Here is a 13,600-nt window from a genome sequence, read left to right on the forward strand (position 1 = left end):
GCGAGGATTGACCACGCTAAGAAGTCGTATCTACCGTGTCAACAACGGCTCTGTCCCGACGTCCCGGCAAGTACCGGCTGCACCACATCCACGGCCACTGGCCTGGCCACTCCAGCCCTTCGTTTCTTCTAGGGGCCTTCATGGACGTCTCCTTTCTGGGGGGCCCACAGCCTCAGCTCGGCGTGGGCGTTGTCGCACCCTTCGACTTCGCACTCGACCGGGAACTGTGGCGCTGGGTTCCCGACGACGTGTCCCTCCACCTCACCCGAACTCCCTTCGTGCCCGTCGAGGTCAGCCTCGACCTGGCCCGCCTGGTCAGCGAGCACGAAACCCTGGACGCTGCCGTCCAGGCGCTGTGCGCGGTATCACCGCAGGTCATCACCTATGCCTGCACCTCCGGCAGCTTCGTCGGCGGGGTGGCGGGCGAGCGCGCCATGTGTGCGGCCATGACCCAGGCCGGGGAAGTGACCTCGCTCACAACATCGGGCGCACTCATCGAAGCGCTGCGCGAGATCGGCGCGCGGCGTATCGCGGTGGTGACGCCCTATACGAAATCGGTCACCGACTCCCTGGAGGACTATCTCGGTGAGGCGGGCATCACGGTCACCGGCCGCGCCTACCTCGGACTGACCCGGCACATCTGGAAGGTCCCCTATCGCGATGTCGTCGACATGGCCCGCACGGCCGTGGTCGGTGCCGCCGACGCGCTCTTCATCAGTTGTACGAATCTGCCGACCTATGACGTCATCCCGCAGCTGGAGGCCGAGCTGCGGATGCCGGTACTGTCCGCCAACCAGGTCACGATGTGGGCCGCGCTGCGCGCCATCGGTGCGGCCGCGGTAGGCCCGTACCAGGCGCTGCTCGACCCGGTGGCGCGGCGCGGACCCGCCGCGATGTCCGGGTCGGATCCCGGCGTACCGGAGGCGCGGCCGCGGGCCACCCCCGAGGCCGCCTTCGCCGGTCCCCCCGCACCACCCGAAGGGGAGGCGGTCGACGGCGTCGATCCGCCGCCCTACCCGCCCGAGGATCCGGGGCCGCTGCCCCCGGTCTGAGGCCGGTCCGGAACTGACGCACCTCCAAAACCGAGGGATATCCCTACGCTGCCGGCGTTCCCGTCGCCGGCAGCGATCACCCGCCCAGGGGTACCCGCACCCGCTGAAATCCCCGCACCCGCATCCGTACATCCAAGGGAGACCTGCATGGCATCGGTCGGCTTCCTCTACCCCGGCCACTCCGCCGAGGACGACTACCCCCGCCTCGAACTGCTCCTTGGCGGCTCGGTCCGCCTGCCGCTCGTGCACACCGATATCGGCGAGGACGCCCACCGGGTCGACGCGCTGCTGGAGATGGGCTCGGCCGCGCGGCTCGCCGCCGGCGTCGCCGAGCTCAAGGTGCGCGGCGCCGAGGCCGTGGTGTGGGCCTGTACGAGCGCCAGCTTCGTGTTCGGCTGGGAGGGCGCCCACGAACAGGTCAGGGAGCTGTCCGCCACCGCCGGGCTGCCCGCCTCCAGTACGTCCTTCGCCTTCGCGCACGCCGTCCGGGCGCTCGGCGCCCAGCGGGTCGCGATCGCCGCCACGTATCCGGCCGATGTCGCCGAGCACTTCCAGGCGTTCCTGAAGTCCGCCGGTACGGAGGTCGTCTCGACCCGCGGCAGCGGCATCATCACCGCCGCCGAGGTCGGCACCTGGGGCCGCGAGGAGGTGCTGGCGCTCGCCCGGGCCGGCGATCATCCGGACGCCGAGGCGGTGCTGCTGCCCGATACCGCCCTGCACACCGCCGAGCACCTGGCCGCCCTCGAAGCGGAGCTCGGCAAGCCGGTGCTCACCGCCAATCAGGTCACGGCGTGGGAAGGGCTGCGGCTCCTCGACCGCGAGATCGCCTGCCCGGAGCTCGGCACCCTCTTCACCCGTACGGCGCGGGGCTGATGGCGTCCGGCCGGGAAGAGACGCCCGCCAGGGAAGAGGCGCCCGCCCGGGAACTGGACGTCCCCGGGATTCGGACGTCTCCCGGGAACGAGGCCTCCACCCGGGAATAAGCGGAGAACTGCTCCGGTTGTCCTCCTCGCAGACCAGCGACGCGAGGAGGACCCGCACCGTGAGCGGCGAAGACGAGTACAGGGGCACCGGCGACGGCATCCGGGGCACGGCCAAGGGCACCGCACCGGTCCCCCTTTCCGTACTCGACCTGGTGACGGTCGGCGCCGGCAACACCGCGTCCGGCGCGATACGGACGGCCGTCGACATCGCCCGTACCGCCGAGGGCCGCGGTTTTCACCGCTACTGGGTCGCCGAGCACCACTCCATGCCCGGCGTCGCCTCCTCGTCGCCCGCGGTGCTGCTCGCCCACATCGCCGCGCATACGACATCCATCCGGCTCGGCTCCGGCGGCGTGATGCTGCCCAACCATGCGCCGCTGGTCATCGCCGAACAGTTCGGCACGCTGGAGGCGATGGCCCCCGGCCGCGTCGACCTGGGCCTCGGCCGGGCCCCTGGCACCGACGGCGCCACCGCCGCCGCGCTGCGCCGGACCGTCCCCCATAGCCTTAAGGGCATGGGAGGTGCTCCCACGCTGCATGAGGGCGCGGACGAATTCCCGCAGCAGCTGGCCGAGTTGACCCGCTTCCTCGACGACTCGTTCCCCGACGGCCACCCCTACGCCAAGATCCACGCGGTCCCCGGCCCGGTGCAGGCCACCTCGCCCGGCGGGGTGCAGTCGCCGCACCGGCCGCCCCTGTGGCTGCTGGGCTCCTCCGGCTTCAGCGCACGGCTCGCCGGATCGCTCGGTCTGCCGTTCGCCTTCGCGCACCACTTCTCCGCGGCCAACACCGTTCCCGCGCTCGACCTCTACCGCGCGTCGTTCCGCCCCTCGGAGGTGCTGTCCGAGCCGTATGCCCTGATCGGTGTCTCGGCGCTGGCCACCGAGGACGAGCAGGAGGCCCGCCGCCAGGTCCGTACCGGCGCGCTGTCCATGATCCGGCTGCGCACCGGCCGCCCCGGTCTGATCCCCAGCCCGGAGGAGGCGGCGGCGTACGCCTTCAGCGAGCGGGAGCGCGACTTCGTCGACAGCTGGCTCGGCAACGTCATCCACGGCACCCCGGACGCCGTCCGCCAGGGCCTGGACGATCTCGCCAAGCGCACCGGCGCCGACGAGCTGATGATCACCGCCAACGCCCATGGCAGCGCGGCCCGGCTGCGCTCGTACGAGCTGATCGCGGACGCGTACGGGCTGCCCAGGGGCTGACCGCGCAGTGGGTGGGGCGGCCGTCGTGCGGGCCGCGGCCGGTGCGGGGAGGCGCGGGTCGCGACCCGTTCGCCGGTCGCCCCACCCGCGCTTTCATGCGCCGGCCGTGCTTCAGCTTCCCGTGTGCCGCCCCGCGTCGAGGAGTGCCTCGACGCGGTCGGGGGCGACCGGCCGGGAGTAGAGCCAGCCCTGGCCGGTGTCGCAGCCGATCCGGCGGAGCCGTTCGGCCTGCTCCGCGCTCTCCACGCACTCCGCGGTGACCGTGAGCCCGAGCCGGTGCGCGAGCGCGACCAGCGCTTCCACGATCATCTCGTCCGCCGGGTTCGGATGCTCCTGCGAGCGGAAGCCGTGGACGAAGGACCCGTCCAGCTTCAGCACGGACACCGGGAGACGGCTGAGGTAGGCGAGGTTGGAGTAGCCGGTGCCGAAGTCGTCGATGGCGATCCGTACGCCCATGTCGCTGAGCGCCTGGAGGGCCTGCAGCGGCCGGCCGGCCGAGCCCATGACGGCGGACTCGGTCAGCTCCAGCTGGAGCAGCTGCGGCGGCAGCCCCGTCTCGGCGAGGATGCCGGCGACGTCCGCGACCAGGTCGGAGTCCCACACCTGACGTACGGCCACATTGACGCTGACGAACAGTGGCTGGTCGGCGGGGTGCGCCAGCTGCCAGGCGCGTGCCTGGTGGCAGGCCCGCTCCAGGACCCAGCGGCCCAGTTCGACGATCGCGCCGTTCTCTTCCGCCAGTGCGATGAACCGATTCGGCGACAGGGTGCCGAACTGCGGATGCCGCCAGCGCACCAGCGCCTCCACACCCTGTGCCCGGCCGTCGTCCAGCCCGACCAGCGGCTGGTACTCCAGGGTGAACTCGCCGCGGTCCACGGCCGGCCGCAGTGTGCTGGACAGTGCCTGCCGGGTCATCCGGTGGGCGTTGCGCTCCGGGTCGAAGAGCGTCCAGCGGGCCTTGCCGTCCTCCTTGGCCCAGAACAGTGTGGTGTCCGCGGCCTGCATCAGACCGGTCGCGGTGGTGCCGGTGGCGGTCCGTTCGACGACGCCGATGCTGGCCGACACCGACAGCCGCTGACCGGCCAGGTCGAACGGCCGCTGGAGCGCGTCCAGGACGCGCTGGGCGAGCTCGGCCAGCTGGTCGGTGCCGGTGGAGTCCTCCACCAGGAGCGCGAACTCGTCACCGCCAAGACGGGCCACCAGATGCCGGCCCCGGCCACCGCGGTCCGCGGCGCTCTCCGCGCAGCGCATCAGCCGCTGCGCCACCGCGCTCAGCAGCCGGTCGCCGACGCGGTGCCCGAGGGTGTCGTTGACGGCCTTGAAGCCGTCCAGGTCGAGGTAGCACAGGCCGATCCGGCCGGTGCCGGACGCTTCGACGGCGGAGGTCTCCAGGGTGGTGGAGAGGCGCTCGAAGAAGAGGGCGCGATTGGGCAGCCGGGTCACCGGATCGTGCATCTGGAGATGCCGCAGCCGGGCCAGCAGGTCGTGGCGGTCGCTGATGTCCGCCACCGTCAGCAGGACCCGCTCCTCGCCCGTCAGCGGTTCGACGGTCACTTCCACCCAGACGGATTGCCCCTCGGGGTGTTTGAGGCGGCGGGTACAGCGGAATCGGTCGCTACGGCCGCACAGTACTTCCCGGTAGGCGGTCCACACCCGTGGGTCCGCGCCGAGGTCGGTGAGGTCCGCGGCGGTGGCGGCGACCAGCTCGTCCGGGTCGGTGCCGACGAGTTCGCCGAAGGCGGGGTTGGCGGCGAGGACCAGTCCGTCGCGGTTGAGGACGGCCATCGGGACGCGGCCGACGTAGAAGGCGGCTCGGTAGTCGCCCAGCGAGGCGGCGGTGTCGTCGCAGGGGGCCGGGGCGTGGCGCCCGCAGCAGGCGTCTTTGATCGTACTGTCACTGGTCGTACTGTCACGCTCCGTCACTGAGGAAAGCGTCGCTCCGGGCGTGCGGCCCGTGCCTTCGGGTTGTCCGCTCACTGCTCGCTCCCGCATGGCGCTTGTCTCGTGTGGAGGGGGGACCTCGCGCTGGAAAGTGTGGCGATCATAGAGGCTGGCGCAACGGCCGAGCCAGCGACGCAGCCGTGATCGTCGGCACGCATGACGGAACTTCAGCCATTTCTGTCCGGCTCTGTTCGCGAGGATTGCCCCGTTGGTCGTTTGTGACTTTCCGTTACGAACTAATGGCGACACGCCGGTCACTCGTCTGGGTCTTTGAAACAGGACGAATAGCATTCAATCGCCACAGGGTGGATGAGGTGTTCCGAATCCGCCCCTGGAGGTCGATGTGCCGCGCGCCCAGACACCCGACGGAGTGGACCGCCGCCGTATGCGGCGCCTCGGAGCCGTCGGCACCTCGCTGAGCGCGCTGATCGCCACGTCCATCGTCGCCGGACCCGCCACCGCCTCCGAAGCCTCCCTCTCCTGTGCGCTGGGGCGCACCGGAGCCCACCACTCCGAGGGCGTCGACACCTGGAACACCGGCTATCCGCGCCCCGACCACGCCCTCGATGCGGTGATGGTCTTCCTGTCCTTCCCGGACTCCAAACCCGTCACCGACCCCGGCACCCTGTCCACGGACTACTTCCCCTCCACCTCCCGCTTCTTCGACCGCGCCTCATACGGCAGGTTCCAACTGCGCCCGCACATCCACAAGAGGTGGGTCCGGATGCCGCGCTCCTCGGGCAAGTACGGAATACAGCGCGACTGGGACTCCGGCCGCCGCGCCTCGTATCTCCGCGACGCGGTCGCCGCCGCCGACGCGTCGGTGGACTTCAGCCGCTACGACATGATCTATTTCGTCGCCGACCCGGACGCCCCCGGCGTCGACTCGGACGCCACCAAGGTCGTCAACCTCGACCAGCCGATGCGCGCGGACAACGCCGAGCTGCGCCGGTTCGTCACCGTCTTCGAGCAGAGCCCCCCGGACCGCAATGTCCTCGCCCATGAGACCGGGCACGTTTTCGACCTGCCGGACCTTTACCACCGACCGGGCGACGGCAAGGGTGACTGGGACACCTATGTGGGGGACTGGGACCTCATGGGCAGCCAGTTCGGGCTGGCGCCGGACCCCTTCGCGTGGCACAAGTGGAAGCTCGGCTGGATCGGCGACAACCAGGTCGACTGCGCCGAGGCGACCGGCTCGTCCCTGCACACCCTGCGCACCCTGTCCGCCCCCAGGGAGCCGGGCGACGAGCGCCGGCCGCGGCTCGTGGTGGTCCGTACGGGACCGGACAGCGCACTCGCCATCGAGGCCCGCGCCGCCGGCGGCAACGACCGGTCGTTGTGCACGGAGGGCGTCCTGGTCTACCGGGTGCGCAGCGAGACATCCTCGGGCTCCGGGCCGGTGCGGGTGCTGGACGGGCACCCGAGCAGCGCGGCGTGCTGGGGCAGCTCCGTCTACCCGCCGCTCGCGGACGCGCCGCTGGGCGTGGGGGAGAGCCTGGAAGACGCCGAGAACGGCGTACGTGTCCAGGTCGCGGGGCGGACGGCCGACGGCGACTGGGCGGTCAAGGTGGGGCGCGGCTGAACGGCGCGGAGCGGACACGACGAAGGCCCTCACCTAGGTGAGGGCCTTCGTCTGTCGGTGCGCCGCCAGGGACTCGAACCCCGGACCCGCTGATTAAGAGTCAGCTGCTCTAACCAACTGAGCTAGCGGCGCCTGCTGACGGGGAAAACATTAGCATCCTGCTCGGGGAGGGCAAAAATCGATTGTCTCAGCGGGCGGCCAGGGCCGGAACGGGCTGTTCCGGGGCAGTCTCGCCGTCGTTCCCGGCCGCCGCTCCGGCCGAGGAGCGGGCGGCGCGGACGACGGCCCACAGGAGGACGTCGGGGCCGGGCAGCCAGGGGTTGCGGACGTCCGGCGCGACCAGCCACCGGGAGGCGGGCGAGCCGGCTGCGCCGTCTGTGTGCTCTGTGTTCTTCGGGTGCTCTGCGTGCTCCGTGGCGGCGTCGGCGGCCTGGGCACGGGAGGGGTGCAGCGGGGGCACGGTCACCGCGTCACCGCTGCCGTGGCAGAGAAGCGGCGGGACGGCAGTGGTCCACTCTCCCCCTGACGACTTCGTCGGGGGCGCCCCCATCCAGTCGAGCAGCGTGGGCAGCCGCTGGGCGGTCCCCCGGGCCGCGAACAGCAGGATCCGGCCGCGGTGCGCCGCCACCGGCCCCGAGCCCGGCCCGGTGGACCATAACTGGTCCACCATCCGGCGGCCGAAGAGCGCCGGGGCGTTGATCACGTCGAAGGCGCTGCCGCACGGCAGCACGCTCGGCGCGCCCGGCCGGTCCGCCCACAGGGTGTGCATGGCGCGCGGATGCGGGCTGGCGGAGGCGAGCCAGTCGGCTCCGGCGAGGGTGACGTAGGACGTGGTCGGGAAGGCAAGGGTGCGGGGAGTGTCGGGCAGCCAGTCGCTCATGCCGAAGCCTCGCTTCGCTCGGCCTCGCATGCGCGAGGCGCGCACCCCTCAATGATTCGTTCGCTGCGCTCGCTCATGCCGACAGGTCTACCGACACCCGGTTTTCCGGTTCTGCTGAATGACGGAAACCGGGACGGGGCCGGGCGGTAAGGAGTATCTTTCGCTCCTCGCATATGCCAGCGGCTCATGATCATGGACCATGAGCCGTTCTGGGGTGCGAGGGGCGGATGGGGCGTGTGGTGCGAGCCGGTCCGTCGGCCGGTCAGTCCCCGTCGCTGATGCGGGTACCGCCGTCCCGCATCAGACCGTGGCCGAACTCGATCATCTTCTTGGCGTAGTCCTCGGTCCACTCCGCCCGCTCGGCGAGCACCGCCAGCGGCAGCCGGTCGAAGCGCCGGGGGTCGGTGAGCTGGGCCGCCGCCACCGCCTGGAACTCCGTCGCGCGCTCGGCCGCCGCGCGGAAGGCCAGCGCCAGCTCCGTGGCGCGGTTGAGCAGCTCGCGTGGGTCGTCCAGCGACTCCAGGTCGAAGAAGTGCTCGGGGTCGGTAACGGCCTCCGGCGGCTCGAAGAGCAGCGGCGCGGGCCTTCTGGGCCGGTGTGCGGGCGGCGCACCACGGGGATCGGGAGCCGGACGCGGCTCGGACATGTACATACCTCCTGGTTCGTGTGCCGCATTCCATTGTCCCGCCTTGCGCAAGTACGCCCTCAGGTCCGGGGTCGGGACCGGCCCGGGGCGCCGTGATCCACAGCCTGCGCCGCTACGGGCGCCAGGGCACCCGGTGCTCCGAGAGGTGCGCCAGGACGGCGTGATTGGCCTCCCAGCCGTCCGGGAACTTGACCGTGACGCCCAGCTGCACCGGCTCCGTCGAGGGGTGTTCGTCCAGCAGATCCGCGACGCCCGCCCGGCACACCACGATGCAGGCGTGCCGGTGCCGGGAGGCGAGCACGCACAGCCGGCCGGTCTCCAGATGGAAGGCGGTGGCGTCGGGGCGGCCGGAGAGCGGGTGCAGGACGACCGTGACATCGAACTCGCGGCCCTGCAGACGGTTGGCGGTGTCCACCGCGACGCCCGTCACCCCCAGCGCGGCGAGCGCGGCGCGGACCGCCGCCGCCTGGTCGCGATGGGCCGTGCCGACCGCGATCCTGGCGGCCGTCAGCGGAGCCGGATCGGGGGAGTTCTCGCTGGTCGCGGCGCCGCCGCGGTCCAGCAGCCGGCGCACCACCACGGCCACCGCGCGCACCGCCTCCGGGTCCGTACGCGGCGTATGGCGGGCGGGGAGTTCGAGCAGGCCCCAGCCGGACTCGGCGGCCTCGTCCAGGACGCGGTCCACGCCCGAGCCGTCCCCCGCCACGCCGAACGCCAGCCGGCGGTCGCCGTGGTCCGTGCCGCTGCGGAACGGTGTGTACGGGTAGAACGCGCCGGATACGAGGGGCGCGGCGGAGGCGGGCAGGCGCCAGGAGACCGGCAGACGGTGCTGCGGCAGGTCGGGGTTGTGCGCCAGCAGGGTGGACACCGCGCTGGACGACGGGTCGTACGCCAGCCCGGCCCACTGGTCGGCGCCGACCACGCTGAACGGGTCCAGCTGCCCCGGATCGCCGACGAACAGCGCCCGCTCGAAGAGCCCGGCGACGGCCAGCAGCGCATCGGAGCGCATCTGGTACGCCTCGTCCACGATGGCGTGCTGCCACGGCTCGTCGACCTTGGTGTACGCCCACTTCGCGGCCGTCGAGACGACGATGTCCAGCCCGGCCAGATCGGCCGCCTTCGCCGACGTACGGACCGCGGGCAGCTCCGCCAGCGCCGGGTCGAACGCGCCGGGCTCGCTGCTGTGCAGTCGGCCGACCGGCAGCTCCGGGTCCTTCTCGGCGATCCGCAGGACGAGGTCGTCGACCTGGGCGTTGGTCTGCGCGACGACCATCAACGGGCGCCCCGCGGCGGCCAGTTCACGGGCCGCGCGGACCACGAGGGTGGACTTCCCCGCACCGGGAGGGGAGTCCACGACCACGCCGCGCCGGTTGCCGTGCAGGGTGTCGTGCAGGATCGCGTCCGTCGCGGCGGTGGCGGCCGCTGACGGGTCGAAGGGGCGCTGCCCCAAACCCTTGAGGTGCAGGGAGGCGCCCCCATCGAGCCGGGTCACAAGAAGTCCTCCGTGGTCACGGGGTCGGGGGAGTCTCCGGGCGCGCCCGCGCCGGAGGTGCCCGGCGGCGGGCCGCCGTGCGTCCAGGGGGTGTCCTCGGGATCCGGCAGCTCGGGGCCGCCGCGCGGGGAGTGCTCGAAGAGCGTCCAGCACACCGTGTCGTCCGGCTCCGGCACCGAACCGGGCTCCGGCGTCCTGCCGCGCCCCATCCCGCCGGTCAGCCGCACCACCAGCGCCCCCGGCTCCTCCAGGACGTACGACACGAACTCGGCGGTCTGCGTCTTGCCGTCCGCCAGGGGGCGGTACAGCTTGGCGCGCTCGGACAGCTGCGGGCGGTCCGCCGTCCGCAGTGTGACCAGCGGGCGCGGCATCGGCCGCTTGCCCTCGGAGAACGCCATCTCGACGGCGGTGACGGTGCCCTGCAGCGCCTCGCCCGCCAGCCTGCGCCCGGCCATCACCAGTGGGTCGTCCAGGGCTTCGTGGGCGTCCAGTTGGGCCTGCGCGGTCTCCCGCGAGGCCAGCTTCTGCGCGGCGGTGACGGCGTCGTCCCGCTTGGGCTGCGGCGGCTCGCCGGAGCGCACCCGGTCGCGGTGCGCCGTGTACGACCAGCGGTCGCGCTTCCAGCGGTCGGCGACCCGCGCGCCCGCCGGGAGGGTGCGCAGCAGATCGATGCCGTGCCAGACGGCGTCCCAGGTCGGCTGCAACTGCCCCTCGATGAGGCCGCGGACCTCCTCCTCGGCGCCCGGCAGCCCGGCGTCGAAACGGGCGATGGCGGGGGCCAGCAGCCGGTTGTCGAACGCCGGGTCGGTGGCCGGGCCGGCCGGGGGGCACAGCAGCTGGCCGTCCGCGCCGCGCGCCGACTCGGCGCGCTCGGCCGCCGCCCGGCCCGAGACGTGTTGGGGGGCCGGCGCGTAGCGCTGTGTTCCGGGGGCGGCGGCCGGGTCGATCCAGGCGAGCAGCGCGCCCAGATGCTGGTCCTCCAGCAGGCTCTGGCCGGTCGCCCAGTGGCGGGTGAGCAGTCCCGTCATGGACAGCAGCAGAGATGCGCCGGGCACCCGGGCCCGCTCGCCGAAGTGAGTGAACCAGCGGCCCAGGAGCGGGACATGCGGCGGCGCGGGATACGGCGCCTCCGGCTCCTGCTCGGCCGTCCGCCGGAACCGCATCGACCGGCCCAGCAGCCGGACGAAGTCGATGCCCGCGGCGCTCGGCACGATCAACTGCGGGGCGTCCGCACACAGTTCGACCTGGACCGGGACCTTCTTGCCGGTCTCCGGGTCGGTCTCCTTGCGCTCCTCCCACTCGATGGCATCCGCGAAGCCGTCCACATAGGGCAGCAGGGACTCGGCCAGCTCGGCGAGGAACGCGAACCGCAGATCGCGGTTGCGGGGCTGCGGTACGGCCAGCAGCTGCGGCTTCTCGCGGTCCGTGCCGACCAGCGCGCCCAGCGGGGCGCCCGCCTCGCCGGCGGTCGTCAACGGGACGAAGACCAGCGGCTGTTCGGACAGATGGCGGTGCCGGACCGTGCACAGCGGCCGGGCGTGGCCGGCCGCCACCGCCTCCATCCGGGCCAGCGTCTCGATCAGCGGCATTCCGGCTCCTCGGGACGGCCGGCCACCGCGGCGGCCAGCGCCTCGGCGCGCAGGGCGGCGGCCCTGCGGAGGGCGTCGACGGCCGGGTCGTCGGGGGCGGCGTCGGTGGGGTCTTCGGGGATGGCGTCGGCGTCGGCGGGGTTGGCGAGGGTGGCGCCGTCACAGGGCGCCTTCGGGCCCTCCCCCGGGGCCGGCACCGGCGCGCCGGTGGCCGCCGCGAGGACGTCCTCGATGGTGCGCAGACCGCCCAACTCGCCCCGCACACCGCGCCCCAGCGTCTCCACCGCGCCGTCCTCACGGGACCGCTTGCGGCAGTGGAACGCCAGCTCGCAGGCGGCCAGGCACTCCGGGGCATAGGACGCGCCGACCGCCTCGACGGCCGCGGCCAGCTCCTCGGGCGGGCGGGTCGCCGCGCCGTCGTCCGTCAGCTGCAGATCGAAGGTGGTCTCCGGGGGGAGAGCGGCGGCGATGTCCTCGACGCGGGTGAGACGGGCCAGCTGCCGCCGGGTCGTCGCGAGCTGCTTGCGGATGTCGATGGCCGCGGCGGTCGGCAGGTTGGAGAAGTCCTTCGGGCAGACCAGCAGCACCCGGTCCCTGACCTGGACCTCGCGGCCGGTCCGCGCGCCGACATGCCCGGCGACCGTCTCCAGGGCCAGCACGTACACCGCCGCCTGCCGGGCCGCGGCGCCGACCTTCGCGGCGTCCGCCGCGCCGTCGATCATCGGGAAGGACTTGATCTCGACGACCGTCCAGCTGCCGTCCGGATGCACCACCACCGCATCCGGCTCCACATAGGCCGGCGACCCGGCCACCTCGACGGCCAGCATCGGATGATCCAGCAGGGCCCAGCCGCCGGCCGCCGTCACCTCGCGCAGCGCCAGCGCCGTACGGGCCGCGCGGCCCTCGGGACCCGCCGCGGACAGATCGGGCGTGGCGACCGCCATGCTCTCGGGCGCCGCGGTACCCGGCCGCAGCCGTTCATGGAGCAGCCGCAGCAGGTCCGCGCCGCCGTCGGCCTTCACCCGGGCCTCGAAGGAGTTGCCGCGGATGAGCGCGAACTGGGACTGGCCGTACGTCGCGGGCGAGCCGAGCGCCTGGGCCAGCGCGCCCTTGTCGATGCCCGCGCCGTCCAGCAGTGCTCGGCGCCGGCACCCAGGGTTGGCGGCCAGCGCGGCGAGCGCACGGGCATCGAGCGAGCGCGGCCGCACGCCGGGGCCGCGCAGCTCGGTGAGCCTCCCCCGGCCAACGCCGGGAGGTGCCCCCCGCCGCAGGCCCGGACCGGGCACCGGCTGCTCCGCCGGCGGTGCGGCCGCCGCGGGTCGACTGTCGCGGAAAACGTTCACCTGCGGAAGTCTCGCATCCGGCACTGACACGCGGGGCGGTCACCCGCGAAAGGGCCCGTTCGGGACCTGTCGGGGGCTGGTTCAGGACGGGTCCCGCGCCCCCGCGGACAAGGCCCGGAGCCCCCCGCCCCCGGGAAACCGACCGATGGTTCATCATGGGAGGTCCCGCGGTCCGCGCAGGCGTCACGTCGCGCGGCCACCGCCCGCACCGAGCAAACGAGAAGCCGAGGAATCGGCGAGAGGTACGACCCATGGCAGCGCGCATTCTCCTGGCCAGGCACGGGCAGACGGAGTGGTCCCTTTCCGGCAAGCACACCGGCCGGACGGACATCCCGCTGCTGGACGAGGGCCGGCGCGGCGCCAAGCTGCTGGGCGAGCGGCTGCACCGCACCCCCTGGAACGCTCTGCCCGGCGTCGAGATCCGCACCAGCCCCCTGGTCCGCGCGAAGGAGACCTGCGAGCTGGCCGGCTTCGGTGACCGGGCGCAGGAGTGGGACGCGCTGATGGAGGTCGACTACGGCGCGTACGAGGGCATGACGCCGGCCGAGATCAAGGCGATACGGCCGGACTGGCTGCTGTGGCGCGACGGGGTGCCGGAAGGGGAGACGCTCGCCGAGGTCTCCGCTCGGGCCGACGAGGTCGTGGCCTGGGCGCGCTCGGCCGACCGCGATGTGCTGGTCTTCGCGCACGGCCACATCCTGCGCACCCTGGGCGCCCGCTGGCTGGGCCTGGACATCTCCTTCGGGGCCCGCATCCGCCTGGATCCGACGTCCCTGTCGGTGCTCGGCTGGGCTTACGGGGAACCGGCGATCGAGCGCTGGAACGACACCGGCCACCTCGGCTGACCTGTGCCCGCGGGCGGTCCGCGGCAGGCCGGGACCACC

At 72.9% G+C, this 13,600-nt stretch carries 11 protein-coding genes and 1 tRNA gene; 5 read left to right on the forward strand and 7 right to left on the reverse strand.

All coding sequences use genetic code 11. The annotated features are described in order from the left end of the window. The first annotated feature begins 140 nt into the window (after positions 1–140). From AB0I10_RS04890 to AB0I10_RS04900, 3 genes are all read left to right on the forward strand, one after another. The gene (locus tag AB0I10_RS04890; protein ID WP_363150887.1) at positions 141–1,052 is read left to right on the forward strand and encodes a decarboxylase; all 912 of its coding nucleotides are present in this window, start codon (positions 141–143) and stop codon (positions 1,050–1,052) included. A 147-nt stretch (positions 1,053–1,199) separates the two neighbouring features. Beyond that, positions 1,200–1,925: a decarboxylase gene (locus AB0I10_RS04895; RefSeq protein ID WP_363150888.1), complete on the forward strand. Its 726-nt coding sequence runs from the start codon at positions 1,200–1,202 to the stop codon at positions 1,923–1,925. A 169-nt stretch (positions 1,926–2,094) separates the two neighbouring features. After that, positions 2,095–3,240: an LLM class flavin-dependent oxidoreductase gene (locus tag AB0I10_RS04900; protein WP_363150889.1), complete on the forward strand. Its 1,146-nt coding sequence runs from the start codon at positions 2,095–2,097 to the stop codon at positions 3,238–3,240. Between the two features lie 111 nt (positions 3,241–3,351). Here the strand turns inward: AB0I10_RS04900 and AB0I10_RS04905 are convergent, their stop codons facing one another. After that, complete coding sequence (locus tag AB0I10_RS04905; RefSeq protein ID WP_363150890.1) at positions 3,352–5,232, reverse strand: EAL domain-containing protein; 1,881 nt, start codon at positions 5,230–5,232, stop codon at positions 3,352–3,354. A 292-nt stretch (positions 5,233–5,524) separates the two neighbouring features. Here AB0I10_RS04905 and AB0I10_RS04910 point away from each other — a divergent pair, with 292 nt between their 5' ends. Further along, positions 5,525–6,766 carry a M6 family metalloprotease domain-containing protein gene (locus AB0I10_RS04910; RefSeq protein WP_363150891.1) on the forward strand — a complete coding sequence of 414 codons (1,242 nt, stop codon included), beginning with the start codon at positions 5,525–5,527 and terminating at the stop codon, positions 6,764–6,766. A 58-nt stretch (positions 6,767–6,824) separates the two neighbouring features. Here the strand turns inward: AB0I10_RS04910 and AB0I10_RS04915 are convergent. The 6 genes from AB0I10_RS04915 to AB0I10_RS04940 form a co-directional block, all read right to left on the reverse strand. Next, a tRNA-Lys gene (locus tag AB0I10_RS04915) sits at positions 6,825–6,898 on the reverse strand. A 55-nt stretch (positions 6,899–6,953) separates the two neighbouring features. Continuing rightward, positions 6,954–7,646, reverse strand: coding sequence for a hypothetical protein (locus AB0I10_RS04920; protein ID WP_363150892.1), 693 nt, complete (start codon positions 7,644–7,646; stop codon positions 6,954–6,956). A gap of 262 nt (positions 7,647–7,908) precedes the next feature. Next, a complete protein-coding gene (locus tag AB0I10_RS04925; protein ID WP_363150893.1) occupies positions 7,909–8,292 on the reverse strand; it encodes a hypothetical protein in 384 nt (127 codons plus the stop codon). Between the two features lie 112 nt (positions 8,293–8,404). Beyond that, entirely contained in the window at positions 8,405–9,784 is a 1,380-nt protein-coding gene (locus AB0I10_RS04930; RefSeq protein WP_363150894.1) for an AAA domain-containing protein, read from the reverse strand. Continuing rightward, positions 9,781–11,373, reverse strand: a complete 1,593-nt coding sequence (locus tag AB0I10_RS04935) for a hypothetical protein (RefSeq protein WP_363150895.1) — start codon at positions 11,371–11,373, stop codon at positions 9,781–9,783. Before AB0I10_RS04935 ends, AB0I10_RS04930 begins: the two co-directional genes overlap by 4 nt. Further along, positions 11,364–12,659 carry a hypothetical protein gene (locus AB0I10_RS04940; protein WP_363151080.1) on the reverse strand — a complete coding sequence of 432 codons (1,296 nt, stop codon included), beginning with the start codon at positions 12,657–12,659 and terminating at the stop codon, positions 11,364–11,366. Before AB0I10_RS04940 ends, AB0I10_RS04935 begins: the two co-directional genes overlap by 10 nt. A gap of 308 nt (positions 12,660–12,967) precedes the next feature. On the opposite strand from AB0I10_RS04940, the gene AB0I10_RS04945 reads away from it, so the two are divergent. Further along, a complete protein-coding gene (locus AB0I10_RS04945; protein ID WP_363150896.1) occupies positions 12,968–13,561 on the forward strand; it encodes a histidine phosphatase family protein in 594 nt (197 codons plus the stop codon). The last annotated feature ends 39 nt before the right edge of the window (positions 13,562–13,600 follow it).

Source organism: Streptomyces sp. NPDC050636 (genome assembly GCF_040654775.1).
Lineage (GTDB): Bacteria > Actinomycetota > Actinomycetes > Streptomycetales > Streptomycetaceae > Streptomyces.

Excerpts from the sequence above, each read along its gene's own strand:
- AB0I10_RS04925 (WP_363150893.1), bottom strand. The coding sequence starts at position 8,292 with ATGTCCGAGCCGCGTCCGGCTCCCGATCCCCGTGGTGCGCCGCCCGCA.
- AB0I10_RS04905 (WP_363150890.1), bottom strand. The coding sequence starts at position 5,232 with ATGCGGGAGCGAGCAGTGAGCGGACAACCCGAAGGCACGGGCCGCACG.
- AB0I10_RS04935 (WP_363150895.1), bottom strand. The coding sequence starts at position 11,373 with ATGCCGCTGATCGAGACGCTGGCCCGGATGGAGGCGGTGGCGGCCGGC.
- AB0I10_RS04890 (WP_363150887.1), top strand. The coding sequence starts at position 141 with ATGGACGTCTCCTTTCTGGGGGGCCCACAGCCTCAGCTCGGCGTGGGC.
- AB0I10_RS04895 (WP_363150888.1), top strand. The coding sequence starts at position 1,200 with ATGGCATCGGTCGGCTTCCTCTACCCCGGCCACTCCGCCGAGGACGAC.
- AB0I10_RS04945 (WP_363150896.1), top strand. The coding sequence starts at position 12,968 with ATGGCAGCGCGCATTCTCCTGGCCAGGCACGGGCAGACGGAGTGGTCC.
- AB0I10_RS04920 (WP_363150892.1), bottom strand. The coding sequence starts at position 7,646 with ATGAGCGACTGGCTGCCCGACACTCCCCGCACCCTTGCCTTCCCGACC.